This is a genomic window from Billgrantia lactosivorans (genome assembly GCF_003254665.1).
Taxonomy (GTDB): Bacteria; Pseudomonadota; Gammaproteobacteria; order Pseudomonadales; family Halomonadaceae; genus Halomonas; species Halomonas lactosivorans.
The window spans coordinates 417,647-440,233 of record NZ_QHGY01000003.1 but is presented as its reverse complement, the minus strand read 5'-3'; the positions used below and the strand labels follow the sequence as shown (position 1 = coordinate 440,233).

Here is a 22,587-nt window from a genome sequence, read left to right as displayed (position 1 = left end):
AGGGCCGGTGCTGGCCATCCATGGCCAGCCCGTTCGGAGCAGTGCTCCTCACCCCTGGCAAAAGACCTCCTCTTCGGCCTGCCCCCGGCGCCCCTAACGTCGCTGAGCTTCGGAAAACTCGGTGATACTAATGCAAGTCCGCCACGCCTTAGCGAGTACCAAGCCGCAGCGCCGCGTGGCGGTTTACGTCTTTATAGAGCAAATAGCGGAACGGCCCCGGGCCGCCGGCATAGCACGCCTGCGGGCAGAAGGCGCGCAGCCACATGAAGTCGCCGGCCTCGACTTCCACCCATTCCTGATTGAGGTGGTAGACCGCCTTGCCCTCGAGCACGTAGAGGCCGTGCTCCATGACGTGGGTCTCGTCGAAGGGAATCACTCCCCCGGGCTGGAAGGTGACGATGTTGACGTGCATGTCGTGGCGCACATCGCCGGGGTCGACGAAGCGGGTGGTGGCCCAGCGCCCCTCGGTGTCCGGCATCTCGCTGGGCGCGATGTCGTTCTCGTTGGTGACGAACGCCTCGGGCACCTCGATGCCCTCGACGAACTCGTAGGCCTTGCGCACCCAGTGGAAGCGCACCGGCGCACGGGATTCATTGCGCAGCTGCCAGTGGCAGCCCGGCGGCAGGAAAGCGTAGCCGCCCGGCGTCATCTCGTGGCGCTCGCCGGCGATGGTCAGGGTCATCTCGCCCTCGACCACGAACAGCACACCCTCGGCGGCGGGATCGAGCTCGGGGCGCTCGCTGCCGCCGCCCGGACTCACTTCCATGATGTACTGCGAGAAGGTCTCGGCGAAGCCGGAGAGCGGGCGCGCCAGCACCCACAGCCGGGTCTCCTCCCAGAACGGCAGATTGCTGGTGACGATATCGCGCATCACGCCCTTGGGAATGAAGGCGTAGGCCTCGGTGAACACCGCCCGGTCGGAGAGCAGTTGGGTCTGGGGCGGGTGTCCGCCATGGGGGGCGTAGTAGGTGCGTTGGCTCATGATAGTTCTCAAGTCGTTATTTCAGCGCGCCGGCGCCGGGTGGTGCTCGATCCAGTGCCGCGCGATGTCGATGCGCCGCGTCACCCACACCCGGTCGTGCGCTTCGATGTGGTCAAGGAAGCGCTGCAAGGCACGGAAGCGGCCGGGACGACCGAGCAGCCGGCAGTGCATGCCCACCGAGAGCATCTTGGGCGACTCTTCCCCTTCCGCGTACAGAACGTCGAAGGCGTCGCGCAGGTAGCTGAAGAAGTGTTCGGCGGTGTTGAAGCCCTGGGGCGCGGCGAAGCGCATGTCGTTGCTGTCCAGGGTATAGGGCACGATCAGGTGGTCGTGCTCGTTGCCCTGGCTGTCGGCCGTGCGGGTCCAGAAAGGCAGATCGTCTCCATAATAGTCGCTGTCGTAGAGGAAGCCGCCTTCGTCGAGCACCAGGCGGCGGGTGTTGGGGCTGTCGCGGCCGGTGTACCAGCCCTGCGGCTTCTCGCCGTAGAGGCGCTGGAAGATCTCCATGGCGCGCTGCAGGTGCTCGCGCTCGACGTGCTCGGGCACCTCCTGGTAATGAATCCAGCGGTAGCCGTGGCAGGCGATCTCGTGGCCCAGTTCCTTGAAAGCGTGGGCGAGCTCGGGATGGCGCTCCAGGGCCATGGCCACGCCGAACACCGTCAGCGGCAGGCCGCGTCGCTCGAACTCGCGCAGGATGCGCCACACCCCCGCCCGCGAGCCGTACTCGTAGATCGACTCCATGCTGAGGTGGCGGTCGGGGTAGGAGGCCGCGCCGATGATCTCGGAGAGGAACTGCTCGGAGCCGGCATCGCCATGCAGCACGCAGTTCTCGCCCCCCTCCTCGTAGTTGAGCACGAACTGTACGGCGATCTTCGCTCGCCCGGGCCAGTTGGCCTGGGGCGGGTTGCGGCCGTAGCCGATCAGGTCGCGGGGATAGACAGGCGTCTCGCTCATGGACTCTTCCTCTTGTTCTGTACCGCCACTGCACACTGGGCTTCACCGGACTCGCCGGCTTGGCGCAACAATAACTGTATACAATAGACAAAATAGACTGTATCCAACAAGGCTGCAACCCGTTCCTCCGCGGCCTGTTGGCCCATGGGCGCTGGGGCCGCTCACCTGACGCCGCCTTCCTCTTGGCGGGAATGCATGGATGAAGCGGTGCTGTCTCGAGGTCTTTGTATACAAAAAAAGGGCTGATTTGCAACCATGCTGCTCGAGTCGCTCGATATGCCTGCCCCTTTGCGAACGAGCCGAGAATGTGCGCAACAGGCACAACCGCAAAACTGTATACAGTTGCTTAGCCTAAAAGTCGCCAATATGGGATCTTTTTCAGTGCCTAAGACCTAAGTCTAGTCGATGGGCGTCGCCTCACACCATGGCAAAAAGCAGGCAATATGCTGATAGATAGGAATTTTATCCGAGAATGAGCAGGCACGACGAAGGGCTTGCGCACGCGGGTTGCAGCGCCTATTTTGTGTACAAAGATATTTTTTATTGTTCACAAGAAAAGTTTGGAGTTCGCATGCGCCTTCGCATCATCAATCCCAACACCACCGTGGCCATGACCCGCAAGATCGGCGAAGCGGCACAGCGCGTGGCGGCTGCCGGCACGACCGTCGTGGCGACCCAGCCGGCCAGCGGCCCGGTATCCATCGAGAGCCACTTCGACGAAGCCATCAGCGCCGTGGGCGTGATGGAGGAGGTACTGGCAGGCGAGAAGGAGGCCACCGATGCCTATGTGATCGCCTGCTTCGGCGACCCGGGCCTGTGGGGAGCACGCGAACTGACCCGCGCCCCGGTGATCGGCATCGCCGAGGCGGGGTTTCATATGGCCAGCCTGGTCAGCACGCGCTTCTCGGTCGTGACCACCCTCACGCGCACCGCCATCATCGCCGAGCACCTGCTCGAGCAGTACGGCTTTCGCCATCACTGCCGCCGGGTACGCGCCGCCGAGATCCCGGTGCTGGACCTGGAGGAGAACGGCACGGCCGCCCTCGGCCGCATCATCGACGAGTGCCACCGCGCCCGCGACGAGGATGGCATCGGCGCCATCGTGCTGGGCTGTGGCGGCATGGCCGATCTGACCGACACCATCTCCCGCGAGGTGGGACTGCCGGTGATCGAGGGCGTCACGGCCGCGGTCAAGCTGGCCGAGGCCCTCGTCGGGCTGGGGCTCGGCACCAGCAAGCACGGCGACCTGGCGTTTCCGCGACCCAAGACCTTCCACGGACGATTCGAGGAGTTTTCCCACCTGGCTCACGAACGCTGAGCCTTTGCCGTCCCACAACAACACGCCTTGAGCACGTCACGCCACAGAGCCCGCCTGAATCCGGGCACAACCACAACACAGAGCAACGACTTGCGAGGACAGACCCATGCAACACACCCCCCCACACAGCACGGCGGCCGACCCTGCCGCCCTGGCGGCGGCGGCACCCGGCGCCACCAAGGCGCTGGGCGAGGAATCGCTCGCCCCGCAGAAGACCCGCATCATGGGGCGACCCTCCTACTTCCTGGCCTGGTTCGGCGGCTGCGTGTCGATCGGCACCTTCGCCATGGGTTCCAGCGTGGTCGGCACCCTCAACCTGATCCAGGCGACCCTGGCCATCGCCATCGGCTGCTTCGTGATCGGCATCGCGCTGGCCCTTAACGGCGCCGCCGGCTACAAGTACGGCATCCCCTTCATGGTACAGGCGCGCAGCGCCTTCGGCTTTGCCGGCACCCGCCTGCCCGGCCTGGTCCGGGCCGTGCCCGCCGTGGTGTGGTACGGCTTCCAGAGCTGGATCGGCGCCGGCGCCCTGAACATGGTCTCGGCCACCCTGTTCGGCTTCGACAATCTGGTGTTCTACTTCATCGCCTTCCAGTTCCTGCAGATCGGCCTCTCGGTGATGGGTTTCCAGGGCATCAAGTGGCTGGAGAACATCGGCAGCGCCTTCATTCTTGCCTCGCTGGTCTACATGTTCTATGCCACGGTGCAGCGCTACGGCGATGAGCTGTCGACCAGCCTGCTGACCATGGAAGGCTCCTGGGGCATGCCGTTCTGGGGCGCCACCATGCTGTTCCTGGGCATCTACAGCACCATGATGCTCAACGTCAGCGACTATTCGCGCGAGCACAAGCAGGGTACCGGGCCGGGCATTCTCACCACCATCTACGCCATGTCGATCCTGCCCTGCACGCTGTTCATGGGCCTGATCGGCTACATGGTTTCCGAAGCCACCGGCACCGCCGACCCCATCCAGGTGTTCGCCAATGCGGTGGACAACACGCCGCTGCTGATGACCACCCTGCTGTTCATCGCCTTCGCCCAGGTCACCACCAACGTGCTCAACAACGTGGTGCCGCCGACCTACGTGCTGATGGACGTGTTCAAGCTGAAGTTCGCCACTTCCACGGTGATCGTCGGCCTGCTGGCCTTCGCCACCTTCCCCTGGAAACTGGTGCAGCCCGATTCCGCGGCCGGCCTGCAGCTCTTCGTGCAGACCTACTCCGCCTTCCTCGGTCCGATCTTCGCCATCCTGGTAGTCGACTACTACGTCATACGTCGCCGCACCCTGGATCTCGACAAGCTCTACGACGAGAGCGGCCCCTACCAGGGCGTCAACCTGGCGGCGCTGGTCGCCACGGCGGTGGGCATCGCCGCGGCGCTGGCCTTCTCGGCGGTGTCCTGGTACGCCAGCCTGATCCCGGCCGGCCTCACCTACTACCTGCTGATGCGCCACTGGGCCCCCTGCCAGCGTTTCCGCCAGTAACCGCTCCCTCTCCACGTCGCCCTTCCGGCCCTGCCGGCCGGGCGACGCCCCATGACAACAACGGTGACGACGATGAAAGAGAACGAGCTCGACATCCAGCGCATCGACCCGACGCTCTACAACGAGGACCTGGCCCCGCTCAAGCACAGGGACCGCAACTGGGGCGCCTTCGAGATCTTCAACGTGTGGTCGAACGACATCCAGAGCCTGTTCGGCTACACCCTGGCCGCCTCGCTATTCCTGACCTACGGGCTCAACGGCTGGGCGGTGATGGCGGCGATCATCCTCGCCGGCGTGATCGTCATGTACCTGGTCAACCTGACCGGCAAGCCCAGCGTCAAGTACGGCATCCCCTTCCCGGTGATGGTGCGCGCCAGCATGGGGGTGCGCGGCGCCAACTTGCCGGCCATGCTGCGCGCGATCATCGGCATCTTCTGGTATGGGGTGCAGACCTACTTCGCCTCCACCGCGGTGGCGCTGCTGATCACTGCGCTGTTCGGCGCCGGCGACGGTGCCACCTTCCTCGGCCTCTCCGGCGTGGCCTGGGTGTCGTTCGTGATCGTCTGGCTGTTCCAGATCGCGATATTCTGGCAGGGCATCGAGCGCATCAAGCACTTCCTCAACTGGGCGGGCCCGCTGGTCTACCTGGTGATGGTGGTGCTGATGATCGTGGTCTGGGTCCAGGCCGGCGACGAGCTGCTGCCCGCCATCGCCACCATCTTCAGCGCCGACACCGAGCGCAGCGGCAGCGCCGTGGCGGCCTTCCTGGCGATCGTCGGCACCATGGTGGCCTACTTCGCCGCGGTGGTGATCAACTTCGGCGACTTCACCCGCTTCGTCCGGACCGAGCGCCAGATGAAGCTCGGCAACCTGCTGGGGCTGCCGCTCAACGTGGCGTTCTTCTCGTTCATCGCGCTGATCATCACCGCCGGCACCCTGGTGCTGTTCGGCGAGGCCCTGACCAATCCGGCCGACATCGTCGAGCGGGTCGACTCGCTGCCGTTGACCATCGTCGCCGCCCTGACCTTCTTCGCCGCCACCGTCGGCATCAACCTGGTGGCCAATTTCATCCCGCCGGCCTACGACCTGGCCAACCTCTTTCCCAGCAGGATCAGCTTCAAGGTGGGGGGACTGATCACCGCTGGAGTGGCCTTCTTCGTCGGTGCACTGTGGGTCTCGGTGATCAGCCAGATCGGGGTACCGGGCTTCGTCAACGCGCTCGGTGCCGTCGTCGCGCCCTTCTACGGCATCATCGTGGTGGACTATTACCTGGTGAAACGCCAACACCTCGACATGCAGCAGCTGTTCTCCTCCGAGCCCGGCACGGCCTACTACTACGTCAAGGGCTGGAACACCCGGGCGCTGGTCGCCTTCCTCGGCGCCGCGCTGTTCTCCATCTCCACGGTGCTGGTGCCGGCACTCGCCGCGCTGGGCGGCTACGGCTGGATGATCGGTGCCGCGCTCGGCGGCACGTTCTACTATGGCCTGATGCTGAGCCATCGCCCGGCGGCGGCAACACCGGCACTCTGAACGGAAGCACTTGCAGCGAATGGCGCCCCCGGCCAGGCCGGGGGCGCCTTCGTTCTGCCGATACGCTACCTAGGCGCCGAAGATGCGCTGCAGGTCGGGCGTCTCCGCCTCTTCCTCGACGATGGAGAGCGAGGCCTCGATGGCCTTGAGGTGACGGCTCATGAAGGCGGTAGCGCGTTCGCCGTTGCCGGCCTCGAGAAAGCCGATCAGGTCGTCGTGGTCGTGGGACTCGCAGCCCAGGTGCCCCGAGCTGCCATAGACGGCGAGGATCAGCGACGAACGCGAGCAGAGCTGGCCGACGAAGGCCGCCAGGGTGGCGTTGCCGGAGAGCTGGGCCAGGCGCTCGTGGAAGGCGGCGGAGAGCTTGATCGCGCGGCTCTGTTCGCCCGAGCGGAGCGCCTCGCGCTCACGCCGGGCCATGTCGCGCAGCTCACGCACGTCGGCGGGCGTGATGCGGCGGGCGACCTCGGGCATCAGGCCGCACTCCACCATCTGGCGGGCGTCGAAGACGTCCTTGGCCTCGTCGGCGGTAGGCCGCGTGACGCTGGCGCCGCGCCGCGGGGTCAGGGTGACGAGCTGCTCCAGGGCCAGGCGCTGCAGGATCTTGCGCACGCCGGTGCGGCTGATGCCGAACACCTCGGCCAGGGCGTCCTCGCGCAGGCGAGCGCCGGGACGCAGGCGATGCTCGATGATCGCATCGCTGATGGTGCGGTAGATCGCCTCGTGGCGCTCCGCTCCGTCACCGTTCTTGCCCAGGCGTCGGGGCTTCTCCGCACCCGCCTCGCCCTCGGCCAGGCGCTGCCGCTGGTTCATGTTCCTCCCTCCTGGTCTGAGCCCTTCATCGACTGCCATTGTATACATAGTCCCACCCAACTATCGAACCCGCCAGGACGCGCACAGCCCGCCGATGGCGGGCTGTGCGCGGGCAGGGTGAGCAAGCCGTCACTCCGACCAGGCGGCGATCGCGTCGCGCTCCTCGTCGGTCATGTTGGTCATGTTGCCCAGCGGCATGTACTTGCTCGCCACCACTTCCTGGATCTTCTCGCGATGGCCCTCGATCTGGGACGTGGTGTCGTAGACCACGCCGGCCGGCGCCGAGCCGAAGCCCTCCTGGGTCGGGTTGGCCGAGTGGCAGGAGGCGCAGCGCGACTCGATGATGGCCTCGACCTCGGCCAGGTCGGTTCCCTGGCCGCCTTCGCCCCCGCTCGAAGCTCCCGTCCCCGGCATGCCGACCCAGAAGGCCACGGCGATCAGCGCCACGCCGACGGCCGGGTAGGCGGGCTGGATCTTGCCGGCGTGCATCAGCACGAAGAACTGGCGGATCAGCGCACCGGCGAAGATGAACAGCGACATCAGCACCCAGGCGTAATCGTGGTTGTAGACGAAGGAGTAGTGGTTGCTGATCATCAGCAGCACCACCGGCAGGGTGAAGTAGGTGTTGTGTACCGAGCGCTGCTTGCCGCGCTTGCCGTCCAGCGGGTTGGGCGTCTCGCCCGCCTTCATGGCCTTCACCATGCGGCGCTGGCCGGGAATGATCCAGAAGAAGACGTTGGCCGACATGGCGGTGGCCATCACGGCACCGGTGAGCAGGAAGGCGGCCCGCCCCGAAAACAGCTGTACGCTGAGGTAGGCCACCAGCACCATCATCACCGCCACGGCCAGGCTCAGCAGGCCGTCGCGATCCATGTTGGGGCTGATGCGCTTGCACAGCTCGTTGTAGACCACCCAGCCGCCGAGCAGGAACGCCAGCGCCAGCACGTTGGCCTCCCAGCCGCTCAGGCCGGCGGCCCAGGCCCAGTCGCTGTCGGGGTTGACCAGATAGAAGCTCGGATTGGCCATGTACAGCAGCACGAACAGGGCGAAGCCGGACAGCCAGGTGGTGTAGGCCTTCCAGAACGACCAGTGCAGGTCTTCCGGCAGCTTGGCAGGCGCCGTGGCGTACTTCTGGTTATGGTAGAAGCCGCCGCCGTGCACGGCCCACATCTCGCCGAACACGCCCTTGTCACGATCCTCGGCGGCCTTGGGCTTGCGCAGGCCGTTGTCCAGCATCACGAAGTAGATCGATTCGCCGATCCAGGCGATGGCCGCGATGACGTGCAGCCAGCGCAGCATGAAATTGACGAAATCCAGTAGGTAAGCTTGCATCAGGTGGTCTCAGCTAATTGTTGTTGACGCCGCATCGCGGAGCGCAGCCAATGAGCCGCGTTTCCCTAGCTGCCGCGGTAGGTGGAGTAGCCATAGGGCGACAGCAGCAGCGGCACGTGGTAGTGCTGCGAGTCGTCGGCCACGCCGAAGCGCAGCGGGATGACGTCGAGGAAGCGCGGCTCACCTGCCTGAATGCCCTGCTGGCGCAGGTAGTCGCCGGCATGGAAGACCAGCTCGTACTCGCCGACGGCGAACTCGTCGCCTTCCAGGATGGGTGCATCGCAGCGGCCATCGTCATTGGTCGTCACCGTCTTGAGCGCGGTGCGCTGTCCCCCCGACAGGCGATAGACCTCGATGCAGATGCCCTGGCCGGGGCGGCCCTGGGCGGTATCCAGTACGTGGGTGGTCAGGCGTCCCATTTCGTCACTCCCGTTGTTTGACCGGCGGAGCGTCGCTGCCGATGCCGGGTCAAGCCAATGCCAGACGGGCGTGATGACCCGTCGCGACTACATGAAGACAGTTTTAGCGCTTCCTGTGGTACATTTCAAAGATTTTTTGTATACACTTTCTGGGCAACATGCTGCGAGTGCCGCCCTGCGGCCCTGACCTTGGAGACCACGATGACCGACAAGACCCTGACGCCACGCCCCAGCACGCTCGACCGCGACGCCTTCGTGGCCCGCTTCGGCGACATCTACGAACACTCCCCCTGGGTGGCCGAGCTGACCTGGGAGCGTGGCCTGACGGACGCGCACGACACGCCGGCCGGCCTCGCCGAGGCGATGGGCCAGACGCTGCGCAGCGCCACCCCGGAACGCCAGCTCGAGGTGATCCGTGCCCACCCCGACCTGGCCGGCAAGGCCGCCATCGCCGGGGAACTCACCGACGACTCGACCCGCGAGCAGGCCGGCGCCGGGCTCGACCAGTGCACGCCGGAGGAGATGGCACGCTTCGAGCGACTCAACGCCGCCTACAAGGCCAAGTACGGCTTTCCCTTCGTCATGGCCGTGAAGGGCAGCGACCGTCACGCCATCCTGGCCGCCTTCGATACCCGCCTGGAAAATTCGCCGGAGGAGGAGCGCCGCACCGCCATCGAGCAGATCAACCGCATCGCCCGCTTCCGCCTGGAAGATCGCGTCCAGCCCTGAACACACTGCGACTGGCGCAACGACCCGCAGCGCGATGAGCGCTGCGGGTCGTTGCCTTGCGAACCCTTCATTCAGCCGCGCTGGGCGCCGCTTTCGATTCGCCACTCTGTGGGCGGCGATCCACCTGTGACGAAGGAGTGCCGCCAGCTCCCGTCTCGCTTGCATCCGCACGCGCCATGGACTCTCGCTCTCGGGCTTCGTCGGCCAGGGTGGTATTGGGCAGCAGCAGATTGAGGGTGAAGGCAGTGATGGCAGCCACCACGATGGGCGCCCCGCCGATCACGTTCTGCAGCCACTCGGGAAAGCGCTCGATGGCCGCCGGCACCTCGGCGATGCCCAGGCTGAGCGCCAATGCCAGCCCCACGACGGTCATGTTGCGGGCGGAGAGCTCGTCCTTGATCAGCAGCTTGATGCCGGTCATGGTGATCATGCCGAACACGGTGATGGTGGCGCCGCCGAGCACCGGATAGGGGATGGTGGTCATCAGCGCGCCGAACTTGGGGCTGAGGCCGGCCAGCAGCATGAAGCCGCCGGCCAGCGCCAGCACGAAGCGGCTGATCACCCGGGTCATGGCGACGATGCCGACGTTCTGGCTGAACGTGGAGGTGGGCAGGGCGCCGAAGAAGGCGCTCGCCGTCGTGGTCAGGCCGTTGCCCAGCAGGCCGCCGGTCAGCTCGCGGGTCTTGAGCTCGCGATTCATGCCGCCCACGGTGGTCGCCGAGAGGTCGCCGATGGTCTGCACCGAGTTGATCACGCAGATCACCACCATGGCGACGATCGCCGAGGCATGGAACTCCATGGCGAAAGGCATGAATGTCGGCACCGCCACCCAGTCGGCCTCGGCCACCGACGCGAAGCTGACCATTCCCAGCGCCAGCGACAGCCCGTAGCCGACGAGGATGCCGACGATGATCGCCGAGAGCTTGATCACGCCGCGCCCGAACTGGGAGGCGACCAGCACCGTGGCGAGCGTCACCAGGCCCACGCCCCAGTTCAGCGGCGCGCCGAAGTCCGCCGCATCGACGTCGCCGCTGCCCGCCATGTAGCGCACCGCGATGTCGTAGAGCGACAGGCCGATGACCAGCACCACCGTGCCGGCCACCACCGGCGGGAAGAGGTGGCGGATGTACTGGATGAAGTAGCCCACCACCATCATGGTGATGCCGCCGATCAGCTGCGCCCCAAGGATCCCCTCGATGCCGAACTGGCCGCCCACGGCGATCAGCGTCGGCACGTAGGCGAAGCCGACGCCGAAGATCGCCGGCAGCCTGGCACCGAACCTCCACACCCCGTAGAGGTGGAACAGGGTGCAGATCCCCGAGGCCAGGACGGCGATCTGGATCAACAGCAACTTCTCCTCCGGCGTGGCGCCCACCACCCCCGCGATGATGATGGGGGGCGTGATGACCCCCGCGATCATGGCCAGCACGTGCTGCAGCGACAGGGGCAAGGCCGTTGCCAGCGAAGGCCGGCCGTGGAAGTCGAAAATCGAAGTGTTCTGAATCGTACGCATGGATCCATCCAGTCGTTGTTGTGTTTCCGCATCCGGGAGGTCACCCATCGCGCTTGTTGGAATTGCGGCGGCGACTCGCCGGGCACGGCCAGCTGGCGGCGCTCACGGCTCCATTTTCTGTCCGATCGGTCAGAATTGTATCCTCATTGCGGCACCAATGAGCGACACTACATCAATTTATTGTATACATAAATTATTTCCAGCCCTTTCGCCCTGCCCGTTCAGTCGCCTGGCCCCGCCTCCCTCTCACGCCCTCACGGCTACACTGGGAGAAGAACCGGGAGCGCAGGAGAAGGAGACCGACATGTTCCGTGATCGACTGGACGCGGCCGAACAGTTGGCACACCGCCTCGCCCACCTGAGGGGCTCCAACCCGCTGGTGCTGGCCATTCCTCGCGGGGGAGTGCCCATGGGACGTTTTCTGGCCGATGCCCTGGAGGGAGAGCTCGACGTGGTGCTGGTGCGCAAGATTCGCGCCCCCGGCAGCCCCGAGTTCGCCATCGGCGCCATCAGCGAGGATGGCACCATGAAGCTCGACGCAGTGGCCGCGCAGTTTTCCCAGCAGGCGGTGGAGCGCGAGGCCGAGCAACAGCGCAAGCTGCTAGCGGAGCGCCGCCAGCGCTACAGCCCGATTCGCCCGCCGATCCCGCCCGAGGGCCGTGTGGTGGTGATCGTCGACGACGGCAGCGCCACCGGCGCCACCATGGAGGCGGCCCTGAAGACCCTGCAGGGCCGCGCCGCGCGGCTCATCGCGGCGCTCGGGGTGGCCCCGCCCAGCGCCGTGGCCCGGCTGCAGGCGATCGCCGACGAGGTAGTCTGTCTCGATGTCCCTCAGCGCTTCATGGCGGTGGGCCAGTTCTATGCCGACTTCGGCCAGGTCGAGGAGGAGGAGGTGCTGGAGCTGCTCGAGGAGTGACAGCGTCGGAGCGGCGGCAACGGGCAGGCACGAAAAAGGCCGCCGCCCCGGGGGGCGGCGGCCTTGGTCGTCAGCGACAGCAGCGGCGACTTACTTGGTCGCGGCGCTGGCTGCCTTGACGTTCTGCTCGGTCAGCTGCTGACCCTTCTGCAGGAACTCCTGGCTCAGGTCGACCACCTTCTTGGTGTCGCCCTGCAGACGCTCGCCCAGTTCCTTGACGGCCTTCTGCTGGGTCTCGAAGACCTGCTTGAGGCCCTCGGAGTCCTTGACGTCGACCCAGGCGCGGGCCTGGGCCAGGCTCAGGTCGGAGTAGCTACGGAAGGCTTCCAGCTGTGCTGACACCAGCTTCTCGTAGTATTCCAGGGCCAGCGAGCCATAGGCGCGGGCCGGGGCGAAGAACAGAGAGTCGAACTGCTGGGTTGCCTTGTCTTGGGTCTTGCTCATGAGACACCTCCTACGTTGCGTTGCCAAGGCAGGATCGCGCCTTGTTGCAATGCAACATAGCAGCTCGTTTTGTGCAATGCAACATTCTTTCGGGGCACCCCCTCCTCAGCGATAGGCCCCTTCGATATCGGTGATCCGCATGGCCCTGCGCCCCAGCCCGTCGTGAAGGTCGAGCATGCGCTCGATCCAGCCATGGACCGGATCGGCGTTCGATACCAGGTCGGCCGTGGAGACCACCCTGGCCCACATGAAGGGGCCAAAGAGCAGGTAGTCGGCCCCACCAGGCTGATCACCGTCGACGAAGTCGGCCTCCTTCAAGCACCCTCGCAGCGGTTCGAGTGCCGCATCCAGCTGGGACAGCCCCTTGGCGGGCGAGTGAAACTCCTCGAGCGTCCTGCCGAAGCGCTTCTCGCGGCTCTCGCGAAAGTAGTCGCGGTCCCGGGGATCGATGGCGTTGAGCAGGTCCATGACGATGGTGCGCATCATCGCCGACTGCAGGGTGCGCTCGGCGTAGTGCTTGAAGAAGCGCGCCCTGGCGGCGGCCGCACCGGTCCCCAGCAGTGGCTTGTCGGGATAGGTGCGGTCCAGGTAGCGCAGGATCTCGTAGCTGTCGGTGACAGTCGCGTCGCCGTCGACCAGCACCGGCACCTTGTCGTGGTCGGCGAAGGCGAGCGCCTCCTTGTCGGTGAAATGCCAGGCTTGCGTCTCGTAGTCGAGCCCCTTGTGGGCCAGCGCGTAGCGCACGCGCCAGCAATAGGGAGAAAAACGCAGTGCTTCGTCGCGACCGCACAGGTCGTAGAGAACCCTTGCCATGACGCCTCCTGGGCTTGGCCGATGTTGGTGCCTCGATAGTGCCAGCCGAGCGAGCGGGATGCCAATGGCCTCATGCTCGGCTACGCTGGGACCGACGGCTGTCCATTAGTCTAATAACGGTTACCCCATCCCTGCCGATGGCGCGCCGTGAATCTCGTGACAACCTCTTGTTTTTCTGTCTCTTCCACAGATCAGGCGGGGCTGGCGCCGGGCGTCCGAGATTGGTCAGACCAATGACCCAGCAATGGCAACTTGCGAGCGCACTCCGTATCGTTGGCGCTGCCGACGATTACGCCGAGCCGTGGCTCGCGCTCGCCTGGCCTGAAAAACCTACAAGGAGAACCGAGGAAACGTCATGTCGGATACGACCCTAGCCCTACTCGCCTTTACGCCGCTGATACTGGCGGGCGTGCTGCTTATCGGTTTCCGCGTCGCCGCCAAGATCGCCATGCCGGTGGTCTTTCTGGTGACGGCCTTGATTGCCCTCACCGTGTGGGAGATGAGCGTCTCGCGCGTCGTCGCCTCGACCATCCAGGGCCTGATCCAGACCGCCGGCCTGCTGTGGATCATCTTCGGTGCCATCCTGCTGCTGAACACGCTCAAGCACTCCGGCGGCATCACCGCCATTCGCAACGGCTTCTCCGGCATCAGCCCCGACCGCCGCGTGCAGGCGCTGATCGTGGCCTGGCTGTTCGGCTGCTTCATCGAAGGCGCCTCGGGCTTCGGCACCCCCGCCGCGGTGGCCGCGCCGCTGATGGTGGCACTGGGCTTTCCCGCCCTGGCGGCCGTCGTGGTCGGCATGATGCTGCAGTCCACGCCGGTCTCCTTCGGCGCCGTGGGTACGCCCATCGTGGTCGGCGTCACCAGCGGCCTGAACCGCGCCGACATCACCGAGACCCTCGAGGCGGGCGGCTCCAGCTGGGACGTCTTCTTCCAGCTCATCACCAGCGAAGTGGCCATCACCCACGGCATCGTCGGCATCCTGATGCCGCTGATCCTGGTCACCGTGATGGTGCGCTTCTTCGGCGCCAACCGCTCCTGGACCGAAGGGCTCTCCATCGCGCCGTTCGCGATCTTCACCGGCCTCGCCTTCGTGCTTCCCTACATGCTGGTCGGCGTCTTCCTGGGGCCGGAGTTCCCTTCGATGATCGGCGCCATGGTCGGCCTCGCCATCGTCGTACCGGCGGCACGCCGCGGCTTCCTGCTGCCCAAGAACACCTGGGACTTCCCCGAATCGACCTCCTGGCCCGACTCGTGGATCGGCAGCTTCCAGATCAAGCTCGACGAACTCAGCGAGAAGGCACCGATGTCGCCCCTGCGCGGCTGGATCCCCTACGTGCTGCTGGCAATCTTCCTGGTCGCCTCGCGCACCATCGACCCGCTGCGCGCCGCGCTCAACAGCGTGAGCTTCGGCTGGGCGAACATTCTCGGGGAGTCGGGCATCAGCGGCAGCATCGAGCCGCTGTTCCTGCCCGGCGGCATCATCCTGATGGTCGTGCTGGTGACCTTCTTCCTGCACCAGATGAACGGCCGCAAGCTGAGCGCGGCGGTCTCCGAATCGACCAAGACCATCTTCGGCGCCGGCTTCGTGCTGATCTTCACCGTGCCCATGGTGCGCATCCTGATCAACTCCGGGGTCAACGCCGCGGATCTCGCCTCGATGCCGGTGACCATGGCCCAGTTCGTGGCCGATAGCGTGGGTGGGGTCTACCCCTTCTTCGCTCCCGCCGTGGGCGCCCTGGGGGCCTTCATCGCCGGCTCGAACACCGTGTCGAACCTGATGCTGGCCGACTTCCAGTTCAACGTGGCCCAGGCGCTCGGCGTCTCCACCGCGATGATGGTGGCGCTGCAGGCGGTGGGCGCCGCGGCGGGCAACATGATCGCCATCCACAACGTGGTGGCGGCCTCGGCCACCGTGGGGCTGCTGGGTCGCGAGGGCGAGACCATCCGCAAGACCATCCTGCCGACGATTTACTACCTGATCTTCACCGGCACGATCGGCCTGATCGCCTTCTACGTGCTCGGGGTTTCGGACCCGCTGCTGCAAGTCGGCGGCTGAGCCCCCACCCCCAGACGAAGCCTCCCCGCCCTTACGGCGGGGAGGCTTCGTTCGTTTCGGGCCTGCTCAGTCGATACGCTTGAGCTCGCGGGCGTGGCGTGCACCGCGCTCGACATAGCCCAAGTTACTGATCAGAAGCGATGCTGTTCAAAGCATGATACTCATACCGTAACACGAGTATAAAACCTAGATAATGAAGGCAAGACCAAGAAGATTCCGACCTTTTTCACAGCTTCTTCAGAAGTTCCGGTATCCCCCTAAAGAGATCGTCGACCAGACCATAATCGACGACTGGAAGATCAGCACTTCCTCATCCTTGTTGATTGCCATAACCCTCCTGGAGCCCTTCATGATGGCCCGATGCTATGTCTCCCTGGAGATACCCAAGGCGATGTAAAGATCAAAGCGACTCGATAATGCATTTAACCGCGGCTAGATTCATTCGTTGCCTCTCCGCTTCCCTCTGTCACTTGATCACCCCCTTGCGACGCAGCTCCTCGCAGCGGGCCTCATCGATGCCCAGCTCGGCCATGACCTCGTCAGTGTGCTGGGCATAGAGTGGTGCCGGTCGACGAATCTGTGGCGGAGTCTCCGAGAGCTTGCTGGCGAATCCTATGGTCTTCATCTTGCCAATGGTCGGATGAACTACCTCTTGTATCATACCGCGCGCCTGGTAGTGCGGATCGTCCAGTGCCTGGGCGAAATCGTTGATGGGGCCTGCCGGCACTCCCGCCTGATCGCACTTCGCCAGCCACGATTCGCGAGAATCCTTTACGAAGATCTCCTCGAGCACCGCCTCGAGCTCCTCCACGTTCTGTCCGCGCTGATAGTTGCTAATGAAGCGTGGATCATCCAGCAGGTCAGGCCGACCGATCACTTCTTGGCAGAGCCGCTCCCAGGTACGCTGGTTGGCGCACCCTAGCATGATGTAGCCATCGTGCACCTTGATCGCCTGATAGGGCGCCGAAACACGATGGCGCCAGCCGGTGGGTTCGGGCACGGTGCCTTCGGCGAAGAATGCCGCCGCTTCCCAGGTGAACCAGGGTAGACCGCACTCCGCGATGGCTACGTCAACGTGCTGCCCCTCGCCGGTGCTCATCTTGTGGATGTAGGCAGCAAGAATCGAATAGACGGCAGTAATACCAGCGCCGATGTCGTAGACGGCAATGCCGGTCTTCAACGGACGCCGCCCCGGCTCACCTGTCATCGACATCAACCCCGTCATGCCCTGAGCCACCAGGTCGAAGCCCCCTTTGTGGCTGTAGGGGCCGGACTGTCCATAGCCGGAGATTGAGCAGTAGATGATAGCGGGGTTCATGGCCTTGATGGTTTCATAATCCACTTTCAGCTTCTTGGCCACGCCGGTGCGGTAGTTCTCGACGATGACATCGGCCTCCTTGGCCAGGCGGTAGAATATCTCACGTCCCTCCTCTTCCTTGAGGTTCAGCGAAATGCTCTTCTTGTTGCGGTTGATCTGGGCGAAGCAGGTCGACTCCTCGTTGATGTAAGGCCCCATCTGACGACTGTCGTCGCCGCCGCTCTTTTCCACCTTGATGACGTCCGCTCCAAGGTCGCCGAGCACCATGGTACAGTACGGGCCGGCCATGATCTGGGAAATGTCGAGCACCTTCATTTTCCTTAAGGGGAGCATGCTTACTACCTCATTGTCATTGGGTGTTGCCGTCTAAGAAAGGTACTGTCCAGCCGCTACTCACCGCGCCAGGCGTGGGAGGTCTTGTCGATGAAGGCCTTCACAGCACTCTTGAAGTCCCGGCTTGTGTAACAAAGTGCGATCAGGTCCTCTTCACTGCCTGCGGCGGGCCGCCGTGCCGCCAGCACACGGCTGATCCCCTCCTTGGACGCGCGCAGCGTCAAAGGAGCAAAGCCACCCAACCTTTCGGCCACCTTTCTGACCGCCGCCTCGATCTCCTCGGCGGCGACGACATCGGTGACCAAGCCCGCCTGCTTCGCCTCATCGGCATCGAACAGCTTGGCCAGCATCAGCACCTCCTTGGCCCTGGCGGCACCGATCAGATCGACCAGGCGCGACACGTTGGCAATGGAGACGCAGTTGCCAAGGGTCTTGGCAATAGGCACCCCGAAGCGCAGATCGGGTGTGCAGTAGCGGAAATCGCAGGCCATGGCGATAGCCGCGCCACCGCCGACGCAGAACCCCTCTAGCAGCGCGATGGTGGGCTTGCCAAGCGACTCCAGGGCGCCGATGACCTCGTCGATACGGTGCTCGTAGTCCAGCGCGTGCCGTGCCGTTTCGAAACTGGCGAACTGCTTGATGTCGGTTCCGGCAACGAAGGCCTCCCCACCGCTGCCGCGCAGCACCACCACGCTCACCTCCGGGTCCCCGCGCAGGGCTTGGCAGTGCCGCTCGAGCGCGTCGTACATGCCCCAGGTCATGGCATTGCGCACCTTGGGGCGATTGAAGATCAGCCAAGCGATGTGCCCATCCTTGATGAGTTCCAGCTCGGCCGTCGATTTCGGCTTCATTTGACCTCCTGCTACTTCAGCGGCTGGCAGGAGCCCATTGCGGCCTCTTCTGCCCTCTGTGCCGGTGCCAGTGTCGACGTCAACATCTTTTGTAATTATGAACTCATAATTCATTCTATCAAGTTAAACCTTTGGCTAACACTCGTGCGTCGAGACGAAAAATATACCTGAAGAAACAATTAGATAAGACAACCAGGCGGATGACAGGTAATTTTGTTATGAATTCAGAATTATTGACGTCTCGGGCTTGGCTCCCTAAGTTGGAGCCATCCCTTGCAGGAGCCACACCTCGTCGGCCCCACCGGCAGCCACCCCAACGAACGACAACAAGGAGCAAGCGCATGACGATGTATGCACTCGGAGAGACCCGCCCCAGCCACGACGACAGCGTGTTCATCGCACGCGAAGCGGCCGTGATCGGCGACGTCAGAATCGGCAAGGACGTCAGCATCTGGCCGGGCGCCGTACTGCGCGGCGACAACGAGCCCATCAGCATCGGCGACAACAGCAACATTCAGGAAAATTGCGTGCTGCACACCGACCCGGGGTTCCCGTTGAGCATCGGCACCGACGTCACTGTCGGCCATCTGGTGATGCTGCACGGCTGCAGCATCGGCAACGGCACCCTGATTGGCATGCAATCCACCATCCTCAATGGCGCGCGTATCGGTGAGAATTGCCTGATCGGCGCTGGGTCGCTGATCACCTCGAACAAGGAGTTTCCGCCTAATTCGCTCATTATGGGAACGCCGGCCAAGGTGGTCCGCAGCCTGAGCCCAGAAGAAGTGGCCGGCCTGACCGAGAGCAGCCAGAGCTATGTGGCACGCAAGACGCGCTTCCTGGCCGAACTGAAGCCGCTGAGCGAGTAACCTTCCACCCCCCCTGCCTTGCTCCAGGCGGATGCCCCTCCTAGTGACTGCGACAAAAGTATAATACATAACAATGAATTCATAATTCATATTGCGCGAGAATATTACCGATTCTGCTTGGCCATGTCAGCGCTGCAGGAAAGGTTACTTAACAAGGTGCCAGGGACGCACCTCTGGCGGCTGATATCGCATCCCGGCGTGATCCTCTAACAACTTTAAATCTCATAAAATCAATTTATTAGGGAAATAAATGAACCTAAATGACCCCACCCTTTTCAAGCAACACTGCTATATCGATGGCCACTGGGTAGATGCCGATGGAAAGGCCACCATCGAGATCACCAATCCGGCCACCAATGACCGATTAGGTACCGTACCCAAGCTGAACAGGGGCGAGGTCAGCGCAGCCATCGATGCCGCCGATCGTGCCTTTCCCTTATGGAAGGCCAAGACGGCCAAGCAGCGTGCCTCGATCCTGCGGCGCTGGTTCGATCTATGCATGGAGCACCAGGAGGATCTGGCCCACATCCTGACCCTGGAGCAGGGCAAGCCGCTTCAGGAGGCGCGCGGGGAGATCGCCTACGGTGCCTCCTTCATCGAATGGTTCGGCGAAGAGGCAAAGCGGGTCTATGGCGATGTCATCCCGGCCCACGCCAATGACCGCCGCATCGTCGTCACCAAGGAGCCGGTCGGCGTGGTGGCGGCCATCACTCCCTGGAACTTCCCCAACGCCATGATCACTCGAAAGGCGGCCGCTGCCATGGCGGCAGGCTGCAGCGTGGTCGTCAAACCCGCTTCCAGCACCCCATACTCGGCCTTGGCGTTGGCCGAACTCGCCGAGAGGGCCGGTGTTCCCCGGGGCGTGCTGAACGTGGTGACGGGGAGCGCAGGTGTCGTGGGTAGCGAGCTGACCGCCAACCCACGCGTTCGCAAGCTCTCCTTCACCGGCTCCACCGAGGTCGGCAAGCTGCTGCTCGGCGAGTGCGCCAAGACCGTCAAGAAGGTCTCCATGGAGCTGGGTGGCAATGCGCCCTTTATCATCTTCGAGGATGCCGACCTCGACCAAGCGGTTGCCGGGGTGATGGCTTCCAAGTTTCGCAACACCGGCCAGACCTGTGTCTGCGCGAACCGTATTTTCGTTCACGACAAGATCTACGACGACTTTGCCGACCGCCTGGCCACTGCCGTCAGAGCGCAGAAGGTTGGTAATGGCCTTGAGGAGGGCGTCGCGCTGGGCCCCCTGATCAACCCGGCGGCCGTCGAAAAGGTGGAACAACATATCGAGGATGCGAAAGCCAAGGGCGCCAGCATTTACTTGGGTGGTGAACGCCACGAGTTGAAGGGGAATTTCTTCCAGCCGACGATCCTGACGAATGTTTCCCCCGACTCGATGCTCATGCACGATGAAACCTTCGGCCCGGTCGCCCCGCTTTTGCGCTTCAGCGATGAGGATGACGTGATCCGCCAGGCCAACGACACCACGCTGGGATTGGCCAGCTACTTCTATACCCGAGACGTGGGGCGCGTCTGGCGCGTGGCGGAGGCCCTGGAGTGCGGCATCGTGGGCATCAACGAGGGCATCATCTCCAGCGAGCTGGCGCCTTTCGGCGGGGTCAAGGAGTCCGGCATCGGCCGCGAAGGCTCCAAGTACGGCATCGACGACTATATCGAGATCAAGTATCTCTGCATGGGTGGCCTCTGAATTCCGGCCGGGCAAATCACACAGGACATGACATATGAGCAGCAAGCAACAACGGATCGGCCTGGTGGGCGTCGGGCTGATGGGGCATGGCATCGCCAGCAGCCTACAGCGCCACGGCTGGACCTTGAACTTTCTGGAGCATCCCGGCAATCAGCCGGTCGAGGACCTGGTCGCCAACGGCGCGACCGCATACTCCAACGGGGCGGCACTCGCCGCCCACTCCGACGTCATCATCCTCTGCGTGACCGGCACCCCCCAGGTAGAAGACGTCTTGTTCAGTGATGGCGGCATCCTGGAGGGGCTTCGCGCGGGGATGGTGGTGATCGACTGTTCCACGGCGATACCCAGCTCCACCCTGCGAATCGCCGAGGCCGTGGAAGCGGCGGGTGGCCAGTTCCTGGACGCTCCCATGACCCGCACCCCCAAGGAGGCCGCGGAGGGACGACTCAACCTGATCGTAGGCGGGGACCGCGAGCTCTTCGAGTCCCAGTTCCCCCTGCTGCAGAGTTATGCGGAGAACATCACCCATGCCGGGCCGGTGGGCTCGGGCCATAAGATGAAGCTGCTGCACAACTTCGTCTCGATCGGCTTTTCCACGGTGCTGGCGGAAGCGGCGGCCTGTGCCGAACAAGGCGGTATCGAGGCCGACGTGCTGGTCGACGTACTGGCCCAGGGCGGTGGCGCGGGGACCGTCCTGGAGCGCTTGCGTCCCTACATTCTCTCGCGGGACGACAGTGGCTTTCGCTTCAGCATCGCCAATGCACACAAGGACATCGGCTACTACCTGGCCATGGCCAAGGATACCAGCGCGACACAAGTCGCCGCCGCAGGAATTTACCAGGTCCTGGATGATGCGGACTCCGCTGGTCATGCCCAGTCGACGGTGCCTGAGCTGGTCAGCATCCTGACAGGCCAAGAGTGTAAATGAGTTCCCGACAACGCCAGGGGTCCATGAGCAGCGTCATTCAGGCCTGGCAGGAAACATGCACTCAGCTACCGAAGAGGTTCGTCATATGTACCAAGCACAGCCTTGTATCGCCTTGACCCTAGGTGACCCGGCCGGCATCGGCCCTGAACTGGTCGCCAGGCTATTAGCCCAGAGCGATGCGGTGGATCAAGCCGGCATCGTGGTCGTAGGCGACCGCTGGCTGTGGGAAGAGGGTCAGCGAGTGGCCGGTGTACACCATGTATTACCGGAAATCTCAAACCTGGCCGAGGCACGCCATCAGGCAGGACCGGTGCTGCTGCCGACATCGACCATCAAGCCGGAGGAGGTCGAATACGCCCGGGTCAATGGCCTGTGTGGCGCCTCGGTCCTCGAGGTATTGGCACTATGCATGGAGGGCGCCAGTGATGGACATGTCGATGCGATCTGCTTCGCCCCGCTCAACAAGCTCTCCATGAAACAGGGCGGACTGAAGCACGAGGACGAACTCCACTTCTTCGTCGACCATCTGAAGGTTGAAACCCCCGTGTGTGAATTCAACACCTTGGGCAACCTCTGGACATCGCGCATCTCCTCGCATATCCCGCTTGCCGAGGCGGCATCCCATGTGACGTTCGAACGTATCCTCAGCGCCACCCGGTTGATTCATGATGCCTTGGTGGCCGCGGGCATCGAGCAGCCGCGTATCGGGGTAGCGGCGCTGAACCCTCACGCCGGCGAAGGGGGAACCTGCGGCCGCGAAGAGATCGATATCATTGCACCTGCCATCGAGGCATGTCGCGACGCCGGCTACCCGGCCCGGGGCCCCTTCCCCGCCGACACCATCTTCCGGCGCGCCCGGGACGGCGAGTTCGATGGCATCGTTACCATGTATCACGACCAGGGACAGATCGCCTTGAAGCTGATGGGATTCGAGCGGGGCGTCACCGTACAGGGCGGGCTGCCGATCCCTATCACCACCCCGGCCCATGGCACCGCCTTCGATATCGCCGGACAGGGCGAAGCCAGCGTCGAGGCCATGCGCCACGCCTTCGACATCGCCTGTCGCATGGGCGGAAATCAAGCCGCTCGCTAGGCCATCGGTGTCAGACGAAAGTTCAACACACAAAAATGAATTATGTGTTCATAATGACATAGTGCAATAGTAGATGCCTAATAGCATTCCAGTCGGACTAGGATGATCACCAAGGACGATGGGAAATACAAACTCCTATCCGCAGCACACTCTGCGCATGACATTGCTCAGAGACGAACGATAACAAG

The 22,587-nt window shown here is 63.8% G+C and carries 20 protein-coding genes; 10 read left to right on the top strand and 10 right to left on the bottom strand.

Going from position 1 to position 22,587, the window contains the following annotated elements; genetic code table 11:
• Positions 1-148: 148 nt before the first annotated feature.
• Together DIS04_RS10485 and puuE are read right to left on the bottom strand one after the other, a co-directional pair.
• Complete coding sequence (locus DIS04_RS10485; RefSeq protein ID WP_111413697.1) at positions 149-982, bottom strand: bifunctional allantoicase/(S)-ureidoglycine aminohydrolase; 834 nt, start codon at positions 980-982, stop codon at positions 149-151.
• 21 nt (positions 983-1,003) lie between these two features.
• A complete protein-coding gene (gene puuE, locus DIS04_RS10480) occupies positions 1,004-1,936 on the bottom strand; it encodes an allantoinase PuuE (RefSeq protein ID WP_111413696.1) in 933 nt (310 codons plus the stop codon).
• Positions 1,937-2,507: 571 nt separating this feature from the next.
• Here puuE and DIS04_RS10475 point away from each other — a divergent pair.
• From DIS04_RS10475 to DIS04_RS10465, 3 genes are all read left to right on the top strand, one after another.
• Positions 2,508-3,254: an aspartate/glutamate racemase family protein gene (locus tag DIS04_RS10475; RefSeq protein WP_111413695.1), complete on the top strand. Its 747-nt coding sequence runs from the start codon at positions 2,508-2,510 to the stop codon at positions 3,252-3,254.
• A gap of 106 nt (positions 3,255-3,360) precedes the next feature.
• A complete protein-coding gene (locus DIS04_RS10470; protein ID WP_245904540.1) occupies positions 3,361-4,737 on the top strand; it encodes an NCS1 family transporter in 1,377 nt (458 codons plus the stop codon).
• A gap of 72 nt (positions 4,738-4,809) precedes the next feature.
• Complete coding sequence (locus DIS04_RS10465; RefSeq protein WP_111413694.1) at positions 4,810-6,267, top strand: NCS1 family nucleobase:cation symporter-1; 1,458 nt, start codon at positions 4,810-4,812, stop codon at positions 6,265-6,267.
• A gap of 69 nt (positions 6,268-6,336) precedes the next feature.
• Here the strand turns inward: DIS04_RS10465 and DIS04_RS10460 are convergent, their stop codons facing one another.
• The 3 genes from DIS04_RS10460 to uraH form a co-directional block, all read right to left on the bottom strand.
• Positions 6,337-7,080 carry a GntR family transcriptional regulator gene (locus DIS04_RS10460; RefSeq protein WP_179951250.1) on the bottom strand — a complete coding sequence of 248 codons (744 nt, stop codon included), beginning with the start codon at positions 7,078-7,080 and terminating at the stop codon, positions 6,337-6,339.
• Between the two features lie 129 nt (positions 7,081-7,209).
• Complete coding sequence (locus DIS04_RS10455; protein WP_111413693.1) at positions 7,210-8,412, bottom strand: urate hydroxylase PuuD; 1,203 nt, start codon at positions 8,410-8,412, stop codon at positions 7,210-7,212.
• 65 nt (positions 8,413-8,477) lie between these two features.
• Positions 8,478-8,831 (bottom strand): hydroxyisourate hydrolase, encoded by a 354-nt coding sequence (gene uraH / locus DIS04_RS10450; protein ID WP_111413692.1) that lies wholly within the window; start codon positions 8,829-8,831, stop codon positions 8,478-8,480.
• Positions 8,832-9,032: 201 nt separating this feature from the next.
• Between uraH and uraD the strand changes: the two genes are divergently transcribed.
• Positions 9,033-9,560, top strand: coding sequence for a 2-oxo-4-hydroxy-4-carboxy-5-ureidoimidazoline decarboxylase (gene uraD / locus DIS04_RS10445; RefSeq protein WP_111413691.1), 528 nt, complete (start codon positions 9,033-9,035; stop codon positions 9,558-9,560).
• 67 nt (positions 9,561-9,627) lie between these two features.
• Here the strand turns inward: uraD and DIS04_RS10440 are convergent, their stop codons facing one another.
• Positions 9,628-11,073 carry a uracil-xanthine permease family protein gene (locus DIS04_RS10440; RefSeq protein WP_179951249.1) on the bottom strand — a complete coding sequence of 482 codons (1,446 nt, stop codon included), beginning with the start codon at positions 11,071-11,073 and terminating at the stop codon, positions 9,628-9,630.
• 304 nt (positions 11,074-11,377) lie between these two features.
• Between DIS04_RS10440 and DIS04_RS10435 the strand changes: the two genes are divergently transcribed.
• The gene (locus DIS04_RS10435) at positions 11,378-11,989 is read left to right on the top strand and encodes a phosphoribosyltransferase (protein ID WP_111413689.1); all 612 of its coding nucleotides are present in this window, start codon (positions 11,378-11,380) and stop codon (positions 11,987-11,989) included.
• 90 nt (positions 11,990-12,079) lie between these two features.
• On the opposite strand, the gene DIS04_RS10430 is transcribed toward DIS04_RS10435, so the two are convergent.
• Positions 12,080-12,433: a phasin family protein gene (locus tag DIS04_RS10430; RefSeq protein WP_111413688.1), complete on the bottom strand. Its 354-nt coding sequence runs from the start codon at positions 12,431-12,433 to the stop codon at positions 12,080-12,082.
• Positions 12,434-12,538: 105 nt separating this feature from the next.
• Positions 12,539-13,246: a glutathione S-transferase N-terminal domain-containing protein gene (locus DIS04_RS10425; protein WP_111413687.1), complete on the bottom strand. Its 708-nt coding sequence runs from the start codon at positions 13,244-13,246 to the stop codon at positions 12,539-12,541.
• 355 nt (positions 13,247-13,601) lie between these two features.
• On the opposite strand from DIS04_RS10425, the gene DIS04_RS10420 reads away from it, so the two are divergent.
• Positions 13,602-15,305, top strand: a complete 1,704-nt coding sequence (locus DIS04_RS10420; protein ID WP_111413686.1) for an L-lactate permease — start codon at positions 13,602-13,604, stop codon at positions 15,303-15,305.
• A gap of 466 nt (positions 15,306-15,771) precedes the next feature.
• On the opposite strand, the gene DIS04_RS10415 is transcribed toward DIS04_RS10420, so the two are convergent.
• Together DIS04_RS10415 and DIS04_RS10410 are read right to left on the bottom strand one after the other, a co-directional pair.
• Entirely contained in the window at positions 15,772-16,956 is a 1,185-nt protein-coding gene (locus DIS04_RS10415; protein WP_111413685.1) for a CoA transferase, read from the bottom strand.
• Positions 16,957-17,012: 56 nt separating this feature from the next.
• Complete coding sequence (locus DIS04_RS10410) at positions 17,013-17,807, bottom strand: enoyl-CoA hydratase/isomerase family protein (protein WP_111413684.1); 795 nt, start codon at positions 17,805-17,807, stop codon at positions 17,013-17,015.
• Between the two features lie 341 nt (positions 17,808-18,148).
• Between DIS04_RS10410 and DIS04_RS10405 the strand changes: the two genes are divergently transcribed.
• The 4 genes from DIS04_RS10405 to DIS04_RS10390 all read left to right on the top strand — a co-directional run bounded on the left by DIS04_RS10405 (position 18,149) and on the right by DIS04_RS10390 (position 22,399).
• On the top strand, positions 18,149-18,676 hold the full coding sequence (locus tag DIS04_RS10405) for a gamma carbonic anhydrase family protein (protein ID WP_111413683.1): 528 nt from the start codon (positions 18,149-18,151) through the stop codon (positions 18,674-18,676).
• 250 nt (positions 18,677-18,926) lie between these two features.
• Positions 18,927-20,378, top strand: coding sequence for an NAD-dependent succinate-semialdehyde dehydrogenase (locus DIS04_RS10400; protein WP_111413682.1), 1,452 nt, complete (start codon positions 18,927-18,929; stop codon positions 20,376-20,378).
• A gap of 34 nt (positions 20,379-20,412) precedes the next feature.
• Entirely contained in the window at positions 20,413-21,306 is an 894-nt protein-coding gene (locus DIS04_RS10395; RefSeq protein WP_111413681.1) for an NAD(P)-dependent oxidoreductase, read from the top strand.
• An 85-nt stretch (positions 21,307-21,391) separates the two neighbouring features.
• Positions 21,392-22,399, top strand: a complete 1,008-nt coding sequence (locus DIS04_RS10390) for a 4-hydroxythreonine-4-phosphate dehydrogenase PdxA (protein ID WP_111413680.1) — start codon at positions 21,392-21,394, stop codon at positions 22,397-22,399.
• Positions 22,400-22,587 lie beyond the last annotated feature (188 nt).